At 66.2% G+C, this 20,047-nt stretch carries 22 protein-coding genes; 15 read left to right on the top strand and 7 right to left on the bottom strand.

Annotated features, from left to right (window positions below; translation table 11 throughout):
- Positions 1 to 4: 4 nt before the first annotated feature.
- Positions 5 to 433, bottom strand: coding sequence for a DUF3060 domain-containing protein (locus ACX12F_RS23395; RefSeq protein ID WP_459366684.1), 429 nt, complete (start codon positions 431 to 433; stop codon positions 5 to 7).
- A gap of 48 nt (positions 434 to 481) precedes the next feature.
- Entirely contained in the window at positions 482 to 850 is a 369-nt protein-coding gene (locus ACX12F_RS23390) for a DUF3060 domain-containing protein (protein ID WP_459366683.1), read from the bottom strand.
- A gap of 242 nt (positions 851 to 1,092) precedes the next feature.
- On the opposite strand from ACX12F_RS23390, the gene ACX12F_RS23385 reads away from it, so the two are divergent.
- From ACX12F_RS23385 to ACX12F_RS23345, 9 genes are all read left to right on the top strand, one after another.
- Entirely contained in the window at positions 1,093 to 1,734 is a 642-nt protein-coding gene (locus ACX12F_RS23385; protein WP_459366682.1) for a TetR/AcrR family transcriptional regulator, read from the top strand.
- Positions 1,735 to 1,749: 15 nt separating this feature from the next.
- A complete protein-coding gene (locus ACX12F_RS23380) occupies positions 1,750 to 2,907 on the top strand; it encodes a SecDF P1 head subdomain-containing protein (protein ID WP_459366681.1) in 1,158 nt (385 codons plus the stop codon).
- 299 nt (positions 2,908 to 3,206) lie between these two features.
- Positions 3,207 to 3,581, top strand: coding sequence for a 30S ribosomal protein S12 (gene rpsL, locus ACX12F_RS23375; RefSeq protein WP_133759556.1), 375 nt, complete (start codon positions 3,207 to 3,209; stop codon positions 3,579 to 3,581).
- Complete coding sequence (gene rpsG / locus ACX12F_RS23370; RefSeq protein WP_020101372.1) at positions 3,581 to 4,051, top strand: 30S ribosomal protein S7; 471 nt, start codon at positions 3,581 to 3,583, stop codon at positions 4,049 to 4,051. The genes rpsL and rpsG overlap by 1 nt, the downstream gene beginning before the upstream one ends.
- A 160-nt stretch (positions 4,052 to 4,211) precedes the next feature.
- Entirely contained in the window at positions 4,212 to 6,263 is a 2,052-nt protein-coding gene (fusA, locus tag ACX12F_RS23365) for an elongation factor G (protein ID WP_459370473.1), read from the top strand.
- 91 nt (positions 6,264 to 6,354) lie between these two features.
- A complete protein-coding gene (tuf, locus tag ACX12F_RS23360; RefSeq protein WP_138232222.1) occupies positions 6,355 to 7,545 on the top strand; it encodes an elongation factor Tu in 1,191 nt (396 codons plus the stop codon).
- Positions 7,546 to 7,720: 175 nt separating this feature from the next.
- Positions 7,721 to 8,440, top strand: a complete 720-nt coding sequence (locus ACX12F_RS23355) for a PP2C family protein-serine/threonine phosphatase (protein WP_459366680.1) — start codon at positions 7,721 to 7,723, stop codon at positions 8,438 to 8,440.
- Positions 8,441 to 8,494: 54 nt separating this feature from the next.
- On the top strand, positions 8,495 to 9,322 hold the full coding sequence (locus ACX12F_RS23350; RefSeq protein WP_459366679.1) for an SHOCT domain-containing protein: 828 nt from the start codon (positions 8,495 to 8,497) through the stop codon (positions 9,320 to 9,322).
- 92 nt (positions 9,323 to 9,414) lie between these two features.
- Complete coding sequence (locus ACX12F_RS23345; RefSeq protein ID WP_459366678.1) at positions 9,415 to 10,266, top strand: mycofactocin-coupled SDR family oxidoreductase; 852 nt, start codon at positions 9,415 to 9,417, stop codon at positions 10,264 to 10,266.
- Positions 10,267 to 10,694: 428 nt separating this feature from the next.
- Here ACX12F_RS23345 and rocD read toward each other — a convergent pair whose 3' ends face one another.
- On the bottom strand, positions 10,695 to 11,942 hold the full coding sequence (gene rocD, locus ACX12F_RS23340; protein ID WP_459366677.1) for an ornithine--oxo-acid transaminase: 1,248 nt from the start codon (positions 11,940 to 11,942) through the stop codon (positions 10,695 to 10,697).
- Positions 11,936 to 12,814, bottom strand: a complete 879-nt coding sequence (gene ddaH, locus ACX12F_RS23335; protein ID WP_459366676.1) for a dimethylargininase — start codon at positions 12,812 to 12,814, stop codon at positions 11,936 to 11,938. The genes rocD and ddaH overlap by 7 nt, the downstream gene beginning before the upstream one ends.
- Positions 12,815 to 12,935: 121 nt before the next feature.
- On the opposite strand from ddaH, the gene ACX12F_RS23330 reads away from it, so the two are divergent.
- From ACX12F_RS23330 to ACX12F_RS23320, 3 genes are all read left to right on the top strand, one after another.
- Positions 12,936 to 13,400, top strand: coding sequence for an Rv2324 family transcriptional regulator (locus ACX12F_RS23330; RefSeq protein WP_459366675.1), 465 nt, complete (start codon positions 12,936 to 12,938; stop codon positions 13,398 to 13,400).
- Positions 13,401 to 13,481: 81 nt separating this feature from the next.
- Positions 13,482 to 14,654, top strand: coding sequence for an NAD(P)/FAD-dependent oxidoreductase (locus ACX12F_RS23325; RefSeq protein WP_459366674.1), 1,173 nt, complete (start codon positions 13,482 to 13,484; stop codon positions 14,652 to 14,654).
- Between the two features lie 75 nt (positions 14,655 to 14,729).
- Entirely contained in the window at positions 14,730 to 15,782 is a 1,053-nt protein-coding gene (locus ACX12F_RS23320; RefSeq protein ID WP_459366673.1) for a tellurite resistance/C4-dicarboxylate transporter family protein, read from the top strand.
- Here ACX12F_RS23320 and ACX12F_RS23315 read toward each other — a convergent pair.
- The 3 genes from ACX12F_RS23315 to mftR form a co-directional block, all read right to left on the bottom strand.
- Positions 15,764 to 17,038 (bottom strand): VOC family protein, encoded by a 1,275-nt coding sequence (locus ACX12F_RS23315; protein ID WP_459370472.1) that lies wholly within the window; start codon positions 17,036 to 17,038, stop codon positions 15,764 to 15,766. The genes ACX12F_RS23320 and ACX12F_RS23315 overlap by 19 nt on opposite strands.
- A 2-nt stretch (positions 17,039 to 17,040) precedes the next feature.
- Positions 17,041 to 17,556 carry an RNA polymerase sigma factor gene (locus tag ACX12F_RS23310; RefSeq protein ID WP_459366672.1) on the bottom strand — a complete coding sequence of 172 codons (516 nt, stop codon included), beginning with the start codon at positions 17,554 to 17,556 and terminating at the stop codon, positions 17,041 to 17,043.
- A 103-nt stretch (positions 17,557 to 17,659) separates the two neighbouring features.
- Complete coding sequence (mftR, locus tag ACX12F_RS23305; protein ID WP_459366671.1) at positions 17,660 to 18,292, bottom strand: mycofactocin system transcriptional regulator MftR; 633 nt, start codon at positions 18,290 to 18,292, stop codon at positions 17,660 to 17,662.
- Between the two features lie 101 nt (positions 18,293 to 18,393).
- Between mftR and mftA the strand changes: the two genes are divergently transcribed.
- Genes mftA through mftC form a run of 3 tightly spaced genes read left to right on the top strand, consistent with a single transcriptional unit; the run spans position 18,394 to position 20,047 of the window.
- The gene (gene mftA, locus ACX12F_RS23300) at positions 18,394 to 18,501 is read left to right on the top strand and encodes a mycofactocin precursor MftA (RefSeq protein WP_459366670.1); all 108 of its coding nucleotides are present in this window, start codon (positions 18,394 to 18,396) and stop codon (positions 18,499 to 18,501) included.
- A gap of 2 nt (positions 18,502 to 18,503) precedes the next feature.
- Positions 18,504 to 18,848: a mycofactocin biosynthesis chaperone MftB gene (gene mftB, locus ACX12F_RS23295; protein WP_459366669.1), complete on the top strand. Its 345-nt coding sequence runs from the start codon at positions 18,504 to 18,506 to the stop codon at positions 18,846 to 18,848.
- Complete coding sequence (gene mftC, locus ACX12F_RS23290) at positions 18,845 to 20,047, top strand: mycofactocin radical SAM maturase (RefSeq protein WP_459366668.1); 1,203 nt, start codon at positions 18,845 to 18,847, stop codon at positions 20,045 to 20,047. Before mftB ends, mftC begins: the two co-directional genes overlap by 4 nt.

Here is a 20,047-nt window from a genome sequence, read left to right as displayed (position 1 = left end):
TGCGCTAGCCCTTGGTGACAGTGTTGCCGGTACCGGTGTTGGTGACCTTCGGCGACCCGTCCTTGTAGGTGACGGTGGCGTGCATGCCGACGACGTCGAGCTCGTCGACCTTTTCGAACGTCACCTTGTTGTCGGTGCCGCCGATGTTCGCCTTCGCGCAGGTGCCCTTGACGGTGAGCGTGTTGTTGGCGCCGCCCACGGTCAGCGATTTGCCGGTGCCGCAATCGAGGTCCCGGGTGGTGCCCACCGCGCTGTAGTTGATGGTGTTGCCGACCTCGACCTGCGCGGTGGTCGGTGCCCCAGAGACACCGCTGGTGCCTCCCGCAGCCGAACTGCCGCCACCGGTCTTGCTGTCCTGCGATCCGCAGCCGGTCAGTACCAGAGCGGCAGCGGCGACGGCGGCGGCCGCAATCGCGATTCGGTTGGGGTTCATACGGTGTCCCTCCCTGTCGGCGTTACCGGCACCCGATGCCTTACCCGGTCAGGGGATCTTGTTGAGCCGGTTGCCCAATCCCAGTTGGTGACCGATGTCGATGAGTGCCGGATCCCCATTGTGGAATATGACCGTCTGATTGAAGCCGTAGGCGGTGACGTCATTGACGATCGTGTCGGCGATGACGGTGTTGGACGAGCCCTGCACGGTCACCGCCCAGCAGGTCCCGAACGCGGTGACGGTGTTGCCGCTCCCGTTGACGAACAGGGTGCCGCCGTGGCAGTCGATGGTCTGCGAGAGGCCCGTGCCGATGATGTGCGTGTCGTCGTTGACCGCAGCGGCGTCAGGCGCGCTGACCGTGAACGGGACCGTCAGCAGTCCGGCAACCAATGCGGTTCCCCACGCTTTGCGAATCACGATGGTCCCCTTCGTTCTGCTCTGGCGGTGATGTGCACCGTGGTGCGGTATCTGGGAGCCTACGTTGCGGGGTAGGTGCCGCGGAGGAGGTTGGTCCGTTCTGTGGGACTTGCCATGAGACGCGGTTACAAGATTCGCCCAAATGGCCATGAATCTGCAGCGTCTAGAGGTTAGAGTCATTAGTTAACTCGCCGCGCCGCGGCCGGTTGAACTCAAAGATAGAGCACCGGAGGATCGCGCAGATGGCACCTCGCCCAGAGTCGCAAGCCGTTGGGGATGCCCGACCGGCTGCGCCGGCGCGGTCGCGGGCGACTGCGCGCGCCACGAAGCTCAGCCGGGACTCTATCGTCAGCGCGGCCTTGACGTTCTTGGACCGCGAGGGCTGGGATGCGCTGACCATCAACGCGCTGGCCAATCAGCTGGGCACCAAGGGGCCGTCGCTGTACAACCACGTGCAGAGCCTGGATGACCTGCGGCGCACGGTCCGGATGCGTGTCATCGACGACATCATCGGCATGCTCAACACAGTGGGCGGGGGTCGGAGCCGGGACGACGCCGTGATGGCGATGGCCAGCGCCTATCGCAGCTACGCGCATCACCATCCGGGCCGGTACTCGGCGTTCACCCGGATGCCCCTGGGCGGCGACGACCCCGAATACACTGCGGCGACACACGCGGCAGCCGGACCCGTGATCGCGGTCCTGGCGTCCTACGGACTCGACGGCGAGAACGCCTTCTACGCAGCGCTGGAGTTCTGGTCCGCCCTGCACGGCTTCGTGTTGCTCGAGATGACCGGTGTGATGGACGGTGTCGACACCGACGCGGTGTTCACCGACATGGTGGTGCGACTGGCGCGGGGGATGAACGAGCGCGACTCGGCTTGATCGGGGAACCGCGCGATGCCTGAAGACCAAAGCGGGTGGCAGCCGCCCCAGCCGCCGCCCTCCCCGGAGACGCCGCCCGGCTTCGTGCCGCCGGGATTCCCGCCGGGACCGCCGCCCGCCTGGCGGCCGCCACCGCTCGCCCCCGCCCACTCCGGAGTGCCCCGGTGGCTGGTGGCCCTGGTCCTGGCAGTGCTGGTCCTGAGCTATGGGGTCACGGTGTTCGTGACCAGGGACATCTGGCGCCCCGGCGCACCCCGACCGGTCGTGCAGGCGTCGTTCGAGATTCAGCCGCTGCCCGGCACGGCGCCGACCCCCGACGCGCTGGCGCAGACGCGGAAGATCGTCGAATCGCGGATCGGCCACCTCGGCGGACACGACGTGGCCGTCGGGCTGGACGGAAACACCCTCAAGGTCACGGCCACCGACGTGACCGAAGCTCAACTGCGGGGCGTCACCGCCATCGGCCGCCTCTATATAAGGCCGGTGATCCATGCGATTGCGGCGAACTCGGACACGGCGCCCGCACCGCGGACCCCGCCGGTGGCCGACAGCCGGCGCATCGCTGATGAAAAGGCGCTGCGGCAGAGCACGCAGCCGCAGATCCAGCTGCTGGCGCTGCAGTTCCAGGCGACCCGCTGCGCGCAGTCGGACCTGCTGGCCGACCAAGACGACCCGAATCTGCCGCTGGTCACGTGCTCGGACGACCACAAGCAGGTGTATCTGCTGGACAAGTCCATCATCAGCGGCGATCAGATCAAGGAGGCCTCGGCCCGGCAGGGTGGGCAGCGCGGCGACTACGTCGTCTTCGTCACGTTCGACGACAAGGCTGCCGGCATCTGGTCGACGTTCACCGGTGTCAACCTCGGCGCCCGGACCGCCTTCACCGTCGACACCCAGGTGGTCAGCGCGCCGGCGCTGCTCGAGCCCATCACGACCGGGCGCACGCAAATCCATGGCCAGTTCACCGCCGATTCGGCGAAGTCGTTCGCCGCGGTGTTGGCCGGCGGGGCGCTGCCATTGCCGGTATCGGTGCAGGCGATGCAGTCGAAACAGATCGCTCCGACGTTCTGGACGCTGCCACGGATCGCGGTTCTCGGCGGCGGTGTGGTGGTGATCTTCGCGGTCATCCTCGGGGTGGTTCTGATGGCCCGACAGGCGTACCGTCAGCCATAAGGTGTTGATCACGGTCCGGGCCGAACCCCTCTGACCTGCGGCTTGAGTGCTCTGGGCGGGTTTGGATCGTGGCGGTCCGTACTGGTATCGTGGTGGTTCGTGCCTGGCCGACTGGGCGCTTGCATTCATTGTGTTTGCGGGCAAGCCTGCACGCCGGGCCAATTCGCATGTCCGTGGTGCACCGCAAGGTTTGTGCCTGGCCGCGTGCGACACGCCCGGACGCGGGGTATGCGATTGGGCGAAAACCGCAGTACAGAGACTTAAACCGCAGTACGACACGCAATAGAGAAAGCCGATAGATGCCAACCATCAACCAGCTGGTCCGCAAGGGTCGCCACGATAAGACCACCAAGGTCAAGACCGCGGCACTCAAGGGCAGCCCGCAGCGCCGTGGTGTGTGCACCCGCGTGTACACCACCACCCCCAAGAAGCCGAACTCGGCTCTGCGCAAGGTCGCCCGCGTGAAGCTGACGAGCCAGGTTGAGGTCACGGCCTACATCCCGGGTGAAGGCCACAACCTGCAGGAGCACTCGATGGTGCTCGTGCGTGGCGGTCGTGTGAAGGACCTCCCCGGTGTGCGCTACAAGATCATCCGCGGCTCGCTGGACACCCAGGGTGTCAAGAACCGCAAGCAGGCACGCAGCCGCTACGGCGCCAAGAAGGAGAAGAGCTAATGCCACGCAAGGGCCCCGCGCCGAAGCGGCCGCTGGTCAACGACCCGGTCTACGGTTCGCAGCTGGTCACCCAGCTCGTCAACAAGGTGCTGCTGGACGGCAAGAAGTCGCTGGCCGAGCGCATCGTCTATGGCGCCCTGGAGCAGGCCCGTGAGAAGACCGGCACCGACCCCGTCGTGACGCTGAAGCGCGCCATGGACAACGTCAAGCCGTCCCTCGAGGTCCGCAGCCGCCGTGTCGGTGGCGCGACCTACCAGGTGCCGGTTGAGGTTCGTCCGGACCGCTCGACCACGCTGGCGCTGCGCTGGCTGGTCAGCTTCTCGAAGGCTCGCCGCGAGAAGACCATGGTCGAGCGCCTGGCCAACGAAATCCTGGACGCCAGCAACGGTCTGGGTGCCGCCGTCAAGCGACGCGAGGACACCCACAAGATGGCCGAGGCGAACCGGGCCTTCGCGCACTACCGCTGGTGACTCAATCGCCGGCCGCCAATGTCGGCGGCCGGCGCATCTGATTCACAACTGACCGCCCTTCCGGGCGACGCGGATTCACCAAAGCAACTGAAAGAGTGGGAACCAAGCCGTGGCACAGGACGTGCTGACCGACCTGAACAAGGTCCGCAACATCGGCATCATGGCGCACATCGACGCCGGCAAGACGACGACGACGGAGCGCATCCTCTTCTACACCGGTATCTCGTACAAGATCGGTGAGGTCCATGACGGCGCGGCCACCATGGACTGGATGGAGCAGGAGCAGGAGCGTGGTATCACCATCACCTCCGCTGCCACCACCTGTTTCTGGAACGACAACCAGATCAACATCATCGACACCCCGGGCCACGTCGACTTCACCGTCGAGGTGGAGCGTTCGCTGCGCGTGCTCGACGGTGCCGTTGCCGTGTTCGACGGCAAAGAAGGCGTGGAGCCGCAGTCCGAGCAGGTGTGGCGCCAGGCCGACAAGTACGACGTGCCGCGTATCTGCTTCGTCAACAAGATGGACAAGCTGGGCGCCGACTTCTACTTCTCGGTCCAGACCATGAAGGACCGCCTCGGCGCGAACGTCATTCCGATCCAGCTGCCGATCGGCTCCGAAGGTGACTTCGAGGGCGTCGTCGACCTGGTCGAGATGAAGGCCAAGGTCTGGCGCGGCGAGACCAAGCTCGGTGAGAAGTACGAGACCATCGACATCCCGGCCGACCTTCAGGAGAAGGCCGCCGAGTACCGCACCGCGATGATCGAGGCCGTCGCCGAGACCGACGACGAGCTCATGGAGAAGTACCTGGGCGGCGAAGAGCTGACCATCGAGGAGATCAAGGGCGGCCTGCGCAAGCTGACCGTCACCAGCGCCGCCTACCCGGTGCTGTGTGGTTCCGCGTTCAAGAACAAGGGTGTGCAGCCCATGCTCGACGCGGTCATCGACTACCTGCCGACCCCGCTGGACGTGCCGGCCGCCGAGGGCCACGTCCCGGGCAAGGAAGACGAGATCATCTCGCGCAAGCCGTCGGCCGACGAGCCGTTCTCGGGCCTGGCGTTCAAGGTTGCCACGCACCCGTTCTTCGGCAAGCTGACCTACGTGCGCGTCTACTCGGGCAAGGTCGACTCCGGTGCCCAGGTCATCAACTCGACCAAGGGCAAGAAGGAGCGTCTGGGCAAGCTGTTCCAGATGCACTCCAACAAGGAGAACCCTGTGGACTCGGCCGCGGCCGGTCACATCTACGCGGTCATCGGCCTCAAGGACACCACCACCGGTGACACCTTGTGCGACCCGAGCAACCAGATCGTCCTGGAGTCCATGACCTTCCCGGACCCGGTCATCGAGGTGGCCATCGAGCCCAAGACCAAGAGTGACCAGGAGAAGCTGGGCACGGCGATCCAGAAGCTCGCCGAAGAAGACCCGACCTTCAAGGTGCACCTGGACCAGGAGACCGGCCAGACCGTCATCGGCGGTATGGGCGAGCTCCACCTGGACATCCTGGTGGACCGCATGCGTCGCGAGTTCAAGGTCGAGGCCAACGTCGGCAAGCCGCAGGTTGCTTACCGCGAGACCATCCGCAAGGCCGTGCAGAACGTGGAGTACACCCACAAGAAGCAGACCGGTGGTTCGGGCCAGTTCGCGAAGGTCATCATCAGCATCGAGCCGTTCGTCGGCGAAGATGGCGCGACCTACGAGTTCGAGAACAAGGTCACCGGTGGCCGCGTTCCGCGTGAGTACATCCCGTCGGTGGATGCCGGTGCGCAGGACGCCATGCAGTACGGCATCTTGGCCGGCTACCCGCTGGTGAACCTGAAGCTGACGCTGCTCGACGGCGCGTACCACGACGTCGACTCGTCGGAAATGGCCTTCAAGGTCGCCGGTTCGCAGGCGCTGAAGAAGGCTGCACAGAGTGCGCAGCCGGTCATCCTCGAACCGATCATGGCCGTCGAGGTCACCACGCCCGAGGATTACATGGGTGAAGTGATCGGCGACCTGAACTCCCGCCGTGGCCAGATCCAGGCCATGGAGGAGCGCAGCGGTGCGCGTGTCGTCAAGGCACAGGTTCCGCTGTCCGAAATGTTCGGCTACGTCGGCGACCTCCGGTCGAAGACCCAGGGTCGAGCGAACTACTCCATGGTGTTCGACTCGTACGCCGAAGTTCCGGCGAACGTGTCGAAGGAGATCATCGCCAAGGCGACGGGCCAGTAGTCTCTGACCGGCGTCCCTGGCGGACCACACAACTGAACACTGTTAACACACCTGCTTAACCAAGCACCAACAAGTCCAGGAGGACACAGAAGTGGCGAAGGCGAAGTTCGAGCGGACGAAGCCGCACGTCAACATCGGGACCATCGGTCACGTTGACCACGGCAAGACCACGCTGACTGCAGCAATCACCAAGGTTCTGCACGACAAGTACCCCGATTTGAACGAATCGCGTGCATTCGACCAGATCGACAACGCGCCCGAGGAGCGTCAGCGCGGTATCACGATCAACATCTCCCACGTGGAGTACCAGACCGAGAAGCGTCACTACGCGCACGTCGACGCCCCCGGTCACGCTGACTACATCAAGAACATGATCACCGGTGCCGCCCAGATGGACGGCGCAATCCTCGTGGTCGCCGCCACCGACGGCCCGATGCCGCAGACCCGTGAGCACGTGCTGCTCGCCCGCCAGGTCGGCGTGCCCTACATCCTCGTCGCGCTGAACAAGTCCGACATGGTTGAGGACGAGGAGCTCCTGGAGCTCGTCGAGATGGAGGTCCGCGAACTGCTGGCCGCTCAGGACTTCGACGAGGACGCCCCCGTGGTCCGCGTCTCGGCGCTGAAGGCGCTCGAGGGTGACGCCACCTGGGTGAAGTCGGTCGAGGAGCTCATGGAGGCCGTCGACGAGTCCATCCCGGACCCGGTTCGCGAGACCGACAAGCCGTTCCTGATGCCCGTCGAGGACGTCTTCACCATCACCGGTCGTGGCACCGTGGTGACCGGCCGTGTCGAGCGTGGCGTGATCAACGTCAACGAAGAGGTCGAGATCGTCGGCATCCGCCCGACCACGACCAAGACCACCGTCACCGGTGTCGAGATGTTCCGCAAGCTGCTCGACCAGGGCCAGGCCGGCGACAACGTCGGTCTGCTGGTTCGTGGTATCAAGCGCGAAGAGGTCGAGCGTGGCCAGGTCGTCGTGAAGCCCGGCACCACCACCCCGCACACCGAGTTCGAGGGCAGCGTCTACATCCTGTCCAAGGACGAGGGTGGCCGCCACACGCCGTTCTTCAACAACTACCGTCCGCAGTTCTACTTCCGTACCACGGACGTGACGGGCGTTGTGACCCTGCCCGAGGGCACCGAGATGGTGATGCCCGGTGACAACACCGACATCTCCGTCGTGCTGATCCAGCCGGTCGCCATGGACGAGGGTCTGCGTTTCGCCATCCGTGAGGGCGGTCGTACCGTCGGCGCGGGTCGCGTTACCAAGATCATTAAGTAGGCTTCGCCTACTGCGATCCTCTAAGTGATCTAGTTTTTCCAAGCGGAGCGCCGCTCACCTTCGGGTGGGCGGCGCTTTGTTTTGCGACGAGAAAGAGGTGTCGACGCGTGGTACTTGTGGGCAAGATGGCAGGATCGTTCGCGATGGAGGGGAACGCGATGAGGGGTGGCCTGTCGTGCGAGTGAACGTGCGGGCATTCACCGACACCGGACTACGGCGCAAGCGCAATGAAGATGCCGTGATGGTCGGCGGCTGGGTCAGCCAGACACACAACGGTGTCCTGGTGGACATGCGGATGCAGCCCGGGTTTCCGTTCGTCTGCGCGGTGTGCGACGGCATGGGCGGGCACGTCGGCGGCGATGTCGCCAGCCGGACGGCGCTCAGCATGATCGCGACCATGTCGCCCGGCTGGACCGGTGGAGACGACATCGCGTCGTCGCTGTCGTACGTCAGCGACTGGCTCTACGACATGGGCCGTGACACCGAGCTGGCCGGCATGGGGACGACCATCGCGGGCGTGTGCCTGACGGCGGACGAGGTGATCGTCTTCAACGTCGGAGACAGTCGCGTGTATTCGATCGACGGGGAGACGCTGACCCAGGTGTCGGTCGACGACGCCGTGCTCGACGCGTCGGGACGGCCCACCAACATCATCACGCAGTCGCTGGGCCAGGGCGTGCCCATCGCCGCCCACCTGACCGCGACGCCGCTGCAGCCGGGTAGCTACCTGATGTGCTCGGACGGTGTGCACGGCCAGATGGAGCATCACGACCTGCAGGCGGCCACGTCGTGCAATGACCGGGCCGATGGCGCGGCGATCATCATCGGGACGGCCCGGACCAACGGTGCCGCCGATAATTTCTCCTTCATCTTGTTGGACGTCCTCGCGGACTGACGCGACACTAGAGTTCCTCGCAGCGGTTCGGCTGATCCAAGGAGCGTGGCTGAAATGTTGGTGCGTTACCTCAAGGCTCAGGCCATGGTGCTGCTGTGCGGCGGGCTCGTGGGGCCGATCTTCCTGGCGGTGTACTTCTTCTCCGGCCAGGACGAGCTGCTGAAGTGGATGTTCTGGACCGGTCTGCTGGTCACGGGCATCGACGTACTGGTCGCGCTGGCACTGGCGAACTTCGGCGCCAAGCAGTCGGCGGAGCTGCAGGCGCTGGAAGCCGGTGGGGCGCTGGGGCTGGCCGAGGTCACCGGGATGGGCGAGACGGGCACGCGGATCAACGAGCAACCTCTGGTGAGGCTCAATCTGCACATATCGGGACCGGGCCTGGCTCCGTTCGATGCCCAGGACAAGGTGCTCGCGTCGGTGAGCCGGTTACCGATGCTCACGGGACGCAAGCTGGTCGTGCTGGTCGACCCGGCCACCAACAAGTTCCACATCGACTGGCAGAGAAGCGCCTTGGTGTCGGGCATGATGCCGGTGCGGTTGACGTCGGAGCAGGACGGCCGCACCTACGATCTGACCGGGCGTGCGGGCCCGATCATGGATATCCTGCAGATCTTGAAGGCCAATGGGGTGCCGCTCGACGGCATGGCCGATCTCCGGTCGAATCCGGCAGTGCGGCAACAGGTCATGGACGTGGTGCGGCGGGCCACGGCGGCCGAGCGCGAACCCGCGGCGGCACCTGCCGCCGCGGCGCCACCCGTCGTGCCGCAACCGACGCCGTCCGCCTCGCAGCGGCTGCAGGAGATCGAGACACTGCGCGCGATGGGCACCATCAGCGAGGCCGAGTACACCGCGAAGCGCGCCCAGATCATCGCCGAGCTCTAGCTGTCCCGCTGTCCGGACATTACTAGAACACGTTTCAGTTTTGCTGCTAGCCTGGCTAAGAACTCGCGCGAACTGTGATGGAAGGACTGGCAATGGCGGCAGGCGGAGCACTCGAAGGCAAGGTGGCGTTTGTTACCGGGGCGGCCCGGGGCCAGGGCCGGGCGCACGCCATCCGGTTCGCGCGCGAAGGCGCCGACGTCGTGGCCATCGACATCTGTGGTCCCGTGTCGGACACCATCACCTACCCCATGCCGACGTCGGACGACCTCGCCGAGACCGCGCGCCTGGTCGAGGCCGAAGGCCGCAAGGTCCTCGCCCGTGCGGTCGACATCCGCGACCTGGCCGCCCAGAAGCAGGTCGTCGCCGACGCCGTCGAGCAGTTCGGTCGGCTCGACATCCTGGTCGCTAATGCGGGCGTCCTGAGCTGGGGGCGGCTGTTCGAGATGGACGAAGACCAGTGGGACAGCGTCGTCAACGTCAACCTGTCCGGCACCTGGCGCACCATCCGGGCCGTGGTGCCCGCGATGATCGAGGCCGGCAACGGTGGCTCGATCATCATCGTCAGCTCCTCGGCGGGCCTCAAGGCGACGCCGGGCAACGGCCACTACGCGGCCTCCAAGTTCGGCCTCGTCGGTCTGACCAACGCACTGGCACTCGAGGTGGGCGAGTTCGGCATCCGGGTCAACTCGATCCACCCCTACTCGATCATGACGCCGATGATCGAGCCGGAGGCCATGGGCGCGATCTTCGCCAAGTACCCGAACTACCTGCACAGCTTCGCGCCGATGCCGTACAAGCCCGTCTCACACGACGGCAAGGCCGGCCTGCAGGAATTCATGACGCCGGAAGAGGTCACCGACGTGGTGACCTGGTTGGCCGGTCCGGGCGCGGGGACCATCTCCGGTTCCCAGATCGCCGTCGACCGCGGCGTCATGAAGTACTGAGCTACCCGCACCGTCCGGCCGTCGTCGGTGAATGTGGCGTCGATCCCGCCGACGCGGCTCCAGGCGTTGAAGTTCGTCGGCTCCGGTGGGTGCGTCGGCACGATGGTCAGGCCGTTGAACGGTGTTGTCGTCGTTCCGTCCTGGGGCGTGCCGTTGCTGCGGGATAGCTTTGTGACGACGACGGTGCCGCTCGCCACGAGGATCACCACGGCCAGTACCACGCCGCCGACAATCAACCATTTGCGTCCATCGGGCCGGTGTGGTGGGCCTGGTTCTGTTGGGGCGTAACGGTATTGGTCGTCCACCCAGAGTGCCCATCCAGGCGGTGGCAGCGGCCACGACGGATCCGGCTGCCAGTCCGGCCCGGGTTGCCAGTCGGGTGGAAACGGCGGCCAGTTGGGTGGCGGGTTGAAGCGCTTCCTATGGGTCTACCACCGCGCTGTCGGCGGTTCGGCCAGCACCTCGGCGAATCGGTCCATCGCCCAATCGATTTCGGTCGGGGTGATCACGAGCGGCGGGGCGAACCGCAGCGTCGGGCCGTGCGTGTCCTTGGTCAGCACACCGCGCTCGGCGAGCCGCAGACTGACCTCTCGTCCCGTGCCGACGGCGGGGTCGAGGTCGACGCCGGCCCACAGGCCCAGCCCGCGCACGGCGGTGATGCCCTGCCCGATCATCGCGGTCAGACGCGCGTGCAGGTGCCGGCCGAGTTCGGTTGACCTGGACTGGAATTCGCCGTGCTGCAACATGCCGACCACGGTGGTGCCGATGGCCGCGGCCAGCGGATTGCCGCCGAATGTCGACCCGTGCTCGCCGGGGTGCAGCACACCGAGCACGTCGCGGTCGGCCACCACCGCCGAGAGCGGCACGACGCCCCCGCCCAGAGCCTTGCCCAGCAGGTAGACGTCGGGTACGACACCCCAGTGGTCGCAGGCGAACGTGCGGCCGGTGCGGGCCAGGCCGGACTGAATCTCGTCGGCGATCATCAGCACGTTGCGTTCGGTGCACAGGCCGCGTACCCGGGGCAGGTAGCTGTCCGGCGGCACGATGATGCCGGCCTCGCCCTGGATCGGTTCGATCAGCACCGCGGCGGTGTTGTCATCGATGGCCTTGGCCAGGGCATCGGCGTCCCCGAACGGCACCGAGCGGAAGCCGGGCGTGTACGGGCCGAAGCCCTGCCGCGCGGTCTCGTCGTCGGAGAAGCTGATGATCGTCGTGGTGCGGCCGTGAAAATTGCCCTGCGCCACAACGATGTTCGGTTCTGTCACGCCTTTGACGTCCCGGCCCCATTTGCGCGCGACCTTGATCGCGCTCTCGACGGCTTCCGCGCCGCTGTTCATGGGCAGCACCAGATCTTTGCCGCACAGCTGGGCGAGTGCCGCGCAGAACGGACCGAGGCGGTCGGAATGGAATGCGCGGCTGACCAGCGTCACGGTGTCCAGCTGAGCGTGGGCGGTCGCGAGGATCTCAGGGTTGCGGTGACCGAAATTGACCGCCGAATACGCCGCGAGGCAGTCCAGATAACTGCGGCCCTCGGGGTCGGTGATCCACACCCTGTCAGCTGATGCCGCGACAACCGGCAGCGGGGCGTAATTGTGTGCGGCGTAGCGGTTCTCGAGGTCGATCAGCGCAGCCGTGCTGCCGGATGACCCCGGCGTTCCCGCAACGGCTGTCAGCATGACGTCGAGTACACCTCCAGCGTGCAGCACTTCACCGAACCGCCGCCCTTGAGCAATTCGGACAAGTCGACACCGACTGGCCGGAAACCAGCGGCGGCGAGTTGGGCGGCGAAGCCCGTGGCCGCGGCCGGATGCACCACGTTCAGTCCGTCCGATACCGCGTTGAGGCCGAGCACGTCGGCGTCGGCGTCGGCGACCTCGATGGCGCCCGGAAACATCTTGCGCAGCAACGCCACCGACGTGGCGCCGAAGGCCGGGGGATAGAACGCGATGGTGTCGTCGTCGAGGACGGCCAGGGCGGTATCGAGGTGGTAGAAGCGGGGGTTGACCAGCTGCAGGCTGACCACCGGCAGCCCGGACAACTTGGCGACCTCGTCGTGCGACTGGCGGTCCGTCCGGAATCCATAGCCGGCCAATATCTTCGAGCCGATGATCAGCAGGTCACCCTGGCCCTCGTTGGTGTGCTCGGTGTACAGCGGGCAGTACCCGTGGTCGAGCAGCCAGCCGGCGTAGGCCACCGATTCGCCGGTCCGCTGGGGGTAGGTGAATCTGGCGATGATGGCGACCTTCTCGAACCCGTCGTCGAGCACCAGTCCGCCGTTGGCCGCGTACACCATGTCGGGCAGTCCGGGGATCGGGTCGACTAGTTGGACGGTATGGCCCAGGCTCCGATATGTCTGAACCAGACGCTCCCACTGCCGCACCGCCAGCGCGGTATCGACGCTCTCAGCAGTGTCCATCCAGGGATTGATCGCGTACTCGACGGCGAAATGCGTCGGCCGGGTCATCACGTAGTGCCGAGGGCGGGCTACCCGGTCTGGTCGCCAACCCGCGTTTGGTGTCGCCATCTTGACGACATCAGTAATCGTCATATTTCGATGGTAGGAGCACTATTGCGTGCAAGCAATCGATGCTTGTTGCGCGTGTGTAACAGATCTATTGTTTGATGACTCGCGATTCGACAATCTATTGCGTGACGGAGGTGCGCGGCCGGTGGAAACTGTCGACGAGACCGATGAGCGCATCCTGGCCGAATTGGCGGACAACGCACGCGCCACGTTCGCCGAGATCGGCGAACGGGTAGGCCTCTCCGCGCCCGCGGTCAAGAGGCGCGTCGACCGGCTGCTCGCCACCGGCGTCATCCGCGGCTTCACCACCGTCGTCGACCGTAATGTAATCGGTTGGGGGACAGAGGCATACGTCCAAGTGTACTGTCAGGGCACCATCACACCGGCCCAGCTGCGGGAAGCCTGGGAGGGCATTCCCGAGGTGGTCTCGGCCGCGACGGTGACCGGCACGTCCGACGCGATCCTGCATCTGGTGACCCGGGACATGAGGCATCTGGAGGCGGTGCTGGAGCGCATCCGGGGTAGTGCGGCCATCGAACGCAGCGAGAGCATCGTGGTGCTGTCGAACATCGTGGAGCGCAGGGTGCGCGGGGGTTGGGGGCACGGCTAGCCCCGAGACCTGGTGCTCTGCTGAGCAGCGAAGGACAGGGTGGCCGACCTCCGGTCGGCTGCATCGTGTAAGAAAGCCCACGTGACTACAAACGGAGGCATCGTCATCGTCGGTGGCGGTCTGGCCGCCGCGCGTACCGCCGAGCAACTGCGCAAGGCCGAGTACGCCGGGCCGATCACCCTGATCAGTGATGAGGTCCATCTGCCTTACGACCGGCCGCCGCTGTCGAAGGACGTGCTGCGCGCCGAGACCGACGACACGACGCTCAAGCCGGCCGAGTTCTACGACGAGAACAACATCACGCTGCTGCTGGGCTCGGGCGCGGTCAAGCTGGACACCGACGCCCAGACCGTGACCCTCGCGAGCGGTGACGTCGTCGCCTACGAGGAACTGGTCATCGCGACGGGTCTGGTGCCCCGGACCATCCCGTCGCTGCCGGCCCTCGACGGCATCAGGGTGCTGCGCACCTACGACGAGTCGGTGGCGTTGCGTGAGCACGCCGGTTCGGCCAAGCGCGCGGTGGTGATCGGCGCCGGGTTCATCGGTTGTGAGGTGGCGGCCAGCCTGCGCACGCTGGGTATCGACGTGACCATCGTCGAGCCGCAGCCCACGCCGCTGGCGTCGGTGCTGGGCACCGAGATCGGCGAGCTGGTGGCACGCCTGCACCGCGCCGAGGGCGTCGACGTGCGGTGCGGCGTCGGGGTCACCGGCGTGACCGGCACAGATCATGTCGAGAAGGTGCAGCTGGCAGACGGCACCGAACTGGATGCCGACGTCGTCGTCGTCGGTATCGGTTCGCGCCCGTCCACGGACTGGCTGGAGGGCAGCGGCATCGCGGTCGACAACGGCGTCGTGTGCGACGCCGCCGGCCGCGCCAGTGCGCCGAATGTCTGGGCCATCGGTGACGTGGCCTCGTGGCGCGATGCCGCCGGACACCAAGTGCGGGTGGAACATTGGAGCAACGTGGCCGAGCAGGCGCGGGCGATCGTACCGGCGATACTGGGCCAGGAGTCCAACCCGGCCGTGGTGGTGCCGTACTTCTGGAGCGATCAGTACGACGTCAAGATCCAGTGCCTCGGTGAGCCCAAGGCCGGCGACACCGTGCACATCGTCGAAGACGACGGCCGCAAGTTCCTGGCGTTCTACGAGCGCGACGGGGCGGTCGCCGGCGTGGTCGGCGGCGGCATGCCGGGCAAGGTGATGAAGAACCGGGCCAAGGTCGCGGCCGCCGTCCCGATCGCCGACGCGTTGTAGCGATTTCTAGCGATTTGTGCACGAAAAGGTGCGGTGAACGCACCTTTTCGTGCACAAATCGCGAGAATGCTGGGCATGCGCGCGGCGGTACGCACTTTCGAACCGGGCTACTTCGCGGTGGTGATGGCGACGGGCATCGTGTCGACGGCGACGCGCCTGCTGAAGCTGCACACGCTTTCGGCTGTACTGCTGTGGATCGCCGGAATCACCTACGCGGCGCTGGTGGTCGGCAATCTCGCGCGAATCGTCCTGTTCGGTAGAGACTTTCGGGATGGCCTGACCGATCCGGAACGCGGTTTCACGCTGTTCACGTTCGTCGCAGGCACCGATGTCCTGGGCGCCCGGTTGCTGCTCGACGGCCACGTCGCACCGGCGGTCTGGCTGACGATCGTCGGAAGCGCGGCCTGGCTGGTGCTGGGATACCTGATTCCGTGGACGGCGGTGCTCAGCCATCCGGGGCAGCCGACGCTTTCCTGCGTCAACGGCACGTGGTTCCTGGCCGTGGTCGCCGCCCAGTCGGTCGCGGTCATGGCTGCCGGACTGCAGCCGCTGCTCGGCGAGACGAACCGGCCAGTGGCGCTCCTTGCAGTGCTCTGCTGGTCGGTCGGCGTCTTCTTGTACGCGGCCGCCGGCATCCTGGTCGTGCTCCGCATGCTGTTGTATCCGGTCGCAGCGCAAGAACTCACGCCGCCCTACTGGATCGCCATGGGCGCCACCGCGATCACGGTGTTCGCCGGCGCCCGCATCGTGCAGATGGCCGATACTCCGGTGGTCGTGGCCACGCGCGGACTGATCGCCGGGGTGGCCGTCTTGTTCTTCGCCTTCGGTACCTGGCTGATCCCGGTGCTGATCGCGGCCGGCTTCTGGCGGCACCTGGTTCGACGGGTACCGCTGCGATATACCGCGGCGTTCTGGAGCATGGTGTTCCCGCTGGGGATGTACGCGGTGGCGGGCCACTACCTGGGATTGGCTGACGGATTGCCCGCGCTGACCGACATCGGTGACCTCGCAGGCTGGGTCGCGTTGGGCGCGTGGACGCTGACGTTCCTCGCGATGTGTGGCTCGGTGGGCGCGAAAACCCGCGTAGCACGCGGGCTTTCGCGCACCGATCAAAAAGCTCCGAGGTAGAAGCGCGCGCCCTGGTCGTCGGTGCACAGTGCTGACATCCCGTACGGCTGCCGAGACGGTTCGTCGATGACGGTGCCGCCGGCCTCGCGGACCCGCGCTACCGTGGCGTCGACGTCCGTCACGGTCCACATCGGGACGGCGACGGTCTGCGCCGCGCCGCCCGCCATTCCGGACATCGGGTGGCACTCCTGCACCGCCCACCCGTCCTCGATCCGGCCGGGTTCGAACCTCCAGCCCAGCACCGCGCCGTAGAACTCCTGGAAGGCGGCCGAGTCCGGCACTTCGTAGGTCAGATACGAAAGTTCGCCCGGGCCGGCACCGTTCAGCTCGGGACGGGGGATGCCCGGCGTCGCTTGGAACACCGCGAAGTCGGTGCCCTGCGCGTCGGTGGCATCGAGCGTCGCACCCCACTCGTGCTCCTCGGGCGTGCTCACCTGACCGCCGGCGGCCAGGATCGCCTGCCGCGCGGCGTCGAGATCGCGCACGGCATAGCAGCAGAACACGGTCTGAGGACCGGTGGTCTCGAAGATGCCGGTACGCATCCGGGTGTTCGTCACCTGCCGTGTGATGGGGTCGTAGACCCAGCCGAGGACATGCCCATAGAAGGTGGCGGCCCGCTGGGCGTCCGGCGTCTGCACCGAGATGTAGCCGATGTCGCCGTGCCGGATGGGTACGACGGCGCCGGGTATAGGCCCCGCGAGCATCCAGCGGTGGCCGAACGGGTCGATCACCACGGCAGTCCGCGAGCCGTGGGCTTCGTAGGGCTCTCGCTGCACCTGTGCGCCGTGCCGCCGGGCCTGCGTCAGGGCAGCGTCGGTATCCGGCACCGCGAGCATCAGGCTGACCGAAACCGACTGGGGAGCAGGTGCTTTCAGCCCGATCTCGGGAAATTCGTCGGCCAGGTACAGCACGCCTCCGGCCAGCGCCAGCTCGGCATGCCCGATGCGGCCGTCGTCCATGACGATCGGTTCCCCGACCATGACGGCACCCAGCGCGTCGACGTACCAGGTGATCGCAGCCCGGGCGTCCGTGACGGCAAGGTAGGGCAGGGCCGCCGGTCGAGGCACGTCGATGGTGGCGGCAGCAGGTGCATTCAGTTCGGCGATGGCGGTGTCGGTTCCACTCATGACAACTCCTTTCGGGAGGGTGACGGCGGCTGCCAACCGTTCGCGCAGCCGGACCGCGAAAGCCGGGTCGGGCTGCACGGGAAGTTCGCCGCCGGCCAGGACCGTCAGCGGGTCGTGACTGTTGTGCATGGTCATGACGCACCTCCGTCCTGGTATTCGGTTCGGAATGCCCGCCGGGCCCGCACCAGTAGTGCCTCGGTGGCGTGCACAGTACGTCCGATCAATGCGGCGCATTCGGGCACCGGGCGGTCATCCAGATATCGCAGTGTCAGCACCACGCGGTGCTGTTCGGGCAACCGGGCCAGCGCAGCCTCGGCGACCAGCCGGTCCAGTTCGGCATCCCAGTCATCGAAAGGCTCTGCGGGCTCGGGTGTTTCGGGAACGGGGACGGTGAAGCGGTCGTGTCTGCGGCGGTAGTGATCGGCGAGCTTGTGCCGGGCCACGCCGATCAGCCACGGCACCGAGATCACCGGCGGGGAGTCGCGACGGGCGGCATCCATCGCCGCCAGAAACGTCTCCGACGTCAGGTCCTCCGCGGTGCCCCGATCGCCGCAACGCCGCACGAAATACCCGTAGACCACGGGCAGCGCCGAGTCGTACAGCGCCAGCAGCGTCTGCGGAGCATCACCGTCTGATTCGCCCCTCACACCCTTATCGTCGCGGCAAGCGACGACTTTCCGACGCCCCTGCCGCAATTTCCTGCGATGTGTGCACAAAACGGTTCGCTCAGCGCGCCGAACCGTGCACATATCACACGGCGCGCAGGCCGCCGCGGACGACGTCGAAGGCCTCGCCGAGGGCATGGGGCAAGGAGACGGTCTCGTCGGCCAGCCACTGTTCGTACGCGGTCAGCGCCACGCCGAGCACTGTCCACGCCACGGTCTGGGGAACGAGGTCCGTCGGTTTGGCGTCCAGCCGGCGCGCGACGAACGCCGCGATCACGCCCCGCCAGCCCGCGTACATCGTCATCGAGTACGCCTGCAGCGCATCGGTCTGCAGGATCACCTGCATCCGGCGTCGGTGCCGGGGCGTCTCGGCCTCGTCAAAGCTGTTGAACTCCAACAGAGCTGACCGCAGCGCAGCGTCCAGCGGCATGTCGTGGGGGACGGCATTCAGCAGGTTCCGCAGCTCCGTCAGGCTGGCGTCGAAGTCGGCCCAGGGAATGGCGTTCTTCGACGAGAAGTACCGGAACAGCGTGCGTCGGGATATTCCGGCGGCGTGGGCGACGTCGTCGACGCTGACGTCGTCGAAGCCGCGGGTCGCGAACAGTTCGAGCGCCACATGGGTGATGTGGTCGCGCGTGGTGGAACGGCGACGGCCCACCCGGCCGTGCTGTGGGACGGTCCCGGCGCCCGGCCCGGGACGCTCCGATTCGGTCCGCATCCGACCCGCCCTTCCTTTTCGGCACTCGATGCCATATTCTTGCGACTTGGATCACAGTTGTCGAGTACCGGCAACTGACACGGTAGCGAAAGGGGCGATCCATGGACTCGAATCAGCACGCCGAGGTTGACACTGCAACCGGCTCCGATCTTGTCACCGAGACTCTGGTCGAAGAGGTCTCGATCGACGGTATGTGCGGGGTCTACTGACCGTGTCTGCACCAGCCGCGGCCCGGACCGGGTCAGAGGTGGCCTTCGATCCTGACCGCGGCTGGCGGCTGCACCACCAGGTCGCAGTCCGTCCCGAACCATTCGGCGCCTTGCTGTATCACTTTGGTACGCGCAAACTTTCGTTCCTGAAGAACCGGACCATCGTTGAGGTGGTCAACTCGTTGGCCGGCCATCCGGACGTCCGCAGCGCCCTTCGCGCCGCAGGCATCGACGACGCCCAGCAGGGGCCGTATCTGCACGCGTTCGGCGTGCTGGTGCAGTCCAAGATGCTGGTTCCCGCCGAACAAGACAGCGCAAACAGCCCAGAAGGATCCATCACTTCATGACCGCAACGGCACCCGTGCCCCGGCTGATCGAGCAGTTCGAGCACGGCCTCGACGCGCCCATCTGCCTCACCTGGGAACTGACCTACGCCTGCAACCTGTCTTGCGTGCACTGCCTGTCATCGTCGGGCAAGCGCGACCCGCGCGAGCTGAGCACCCAGCAGTGCAAGGACATCATCGACGAGCTGGAACGCATGCAGGTGTTCTACGTCAACATCGGCGGCGGCGAGCCGACGGTGCGGTCGGACTTCTGGGAGCTCGTCGACTACGCCACCGAGCACCATGTCGGCGTCAAGTTCTCCACCAACGGCGTGCGCATCGACGAGGCCGTCGCTGCCAAGCTCGCCGCGAGTGACTATGTGGACGTTCAGATTTCGCTCGACGGCGCCACCGCGGAGATCAACGACGCGGTGCGTGGACCGGGCTCGTTCGCCATGGCGATCCGCGCGCTCGAGAACCTGTCCGCTGCCGGTTTCAAGGATGCCAAGATCTCGGTCGTGGTGACCCGCCACAACGTCGACCAGCTCGACGATTTCAAGGCTCTCGCCGACAACTACGGTGCCACCCTGCGCATCACCCGCCTTCGCCCCTCCGGCCGTGGCGCGGATGTGTGGGACGACCTGCACCCCACCGCCGAGCAGCAGGTGCAGCTGTACAACTGGCTGGTCGCCAAAGGGGAGCGGGTGCTCACCGGAGACTCGTTCTTCCACCTCTCGGGCCTCGGCGAGCCGGGTGCGCTGGCCGGTCTGAACCTGTGCGGCGCCGGTCGCGTGGTGTGCCTGATCGACCCGGTGGGCGATGTCTATGCCTGCCCGTTCGCCATCCATGAGCGCTTCCTGGCCGGAAACATCTTGAGCGACACAGGTTTTGGGGCTGGTTTCCAAAACGTCTGGCAGAACGCCCCACTGTTCCGCGAGCTTCGGGAACCGCAGTCGGCGGGTGCCTGCAGCAGCTGCGGGCATTACGACAGCTGCCGTGGTGGCTGCATGGCGGCCAAGTTCTTCACCGGTCTGCCGATGGACGGCCCGGACCCCGAGTGCGTCCAGGGCTTCGGTGAGCCTGCGCTGGCGCAGGATCGTGACAAGCCGAAGTCCCACCTCGACCACTCCCGTAGCGGGGGCCGCAAGGGACCCGTCCCGCTCAAACTCCTGGCCATGCCGGCCAAGGCCCCGCAAAAATTCTGTAACGAAAGTCCTGTTTAG

The sequence above is a fragment of the Mycolicibacterium sp. HS_4_1 genome (assembly GCF_054515875.1).
The sequence above is the reverse complement of the archived record's forward strand: the minus strand, read 5'-3'. Positions and strand labels throughout refer to the sequence as shown.

Bases quoted from the DNA above. Each gene is read 5' to 3' on its own strand.
- ACX12F_RS23395 (WP_459366684.1), bottom strand. From the start codon at position 433: ATGAACCCCAACCGAATCGCGATTGCGGCCGCCGCCGTCGCCGCTGCC.
- ACX12F_RS23385 (WP_459366682.1), top strand. From the start codon at position 1,093: ATGGCACCTCGCCCAGAGTCGCAAGCCGTTGGGGATGCCCGACCGGCT.
- ACX12F_RS23380 (WP_459366681.1), top strand. From the start codon at position 1,750: ATGCCTGAAGACCAAAGCGGGTGGCAGCCGCCCCAGCCGCCGCCCTCC.
- rpsL (WP_133759556.1), top strand. From the start codon at position 3,207: ATGCCAACCATCAACCAGCTGGTCCGCAAGGGTCGCCACGATAAGACC.
- rpsG (WP_020101372.1), top strand. From the start codon at position 3,581: ATGCCACGCAAGGGCCCCGCGCCGAAGCGGCCGCTGGTCAACGACCCG.
- fusA (WP_459370473.1), top strand. From the start codon at position 4,212: ATGGCGCACATCGACGCCGGCAAGACGACGACGACGGAGCGCATCCTC.
- ACX12F_RS23350 (WP_459366679.1), top strand. From the start codon at position 8,495: ATGTTGGTGCGTTACCTCAAGGCTCAGGCCATGGTGCTGCTGTGCGGC.
- ACX12F_RS23345 (WP_459366678.1), top strand. From the start codon at position 9,415: ATGGCGGCAGGCGGAGCACTCGAAGGCAAGGTGGCGTTTGTTACCGGG.
- rocD (WP_459366677.1), bottom strand. From the start codon at position 11,942: ATGCTGACAGCCGTTGCGGGAACGCCGGGGTCATCCGGCAGCACGGCT.
- ddaH (WP_459366676.1), bottom strand. From the start codon at position 12,814: ATGACGATTACTGATGTCGTCAAGATGGCGACACCAAACGCGGGTTGG.
- ACX12F_RS23320 (WP_459366673.1), top strand. From the start codon at position 14,730: ATGCGCGCGGCGGTACGCACTTTCGAACCGGGCTACTTCGCGGTGGTG.
- ACX12F_RS23315 (WP_459370472.1), bottom strand. From the start codon at position 17,038: ATGCACAACAGTCACGACCCGCTGACGGTCCTGGCCGGCGGCGAACTT.
- mftR (WP_459366671.1), bottom strand. From the start codon at position 18,292: ATGCGGACCGAATCGGAGCGTCCCGGGCCGGGCGCCGGGACCGTCCCA.
- mftA (WP_459366670.1), top strand. From the start codon at position 18,394: ATGGACTCGAATCAGCACGCCGAGGTTGACACTGCAACCGGCTCCGAT.
- mftC (WP_459366668.1), top strand. From the start codon at position 18,845: ATGACCGCAACGGCACCCGTGCCCCGGCTGATCGAGCAGTTCGAGCAC.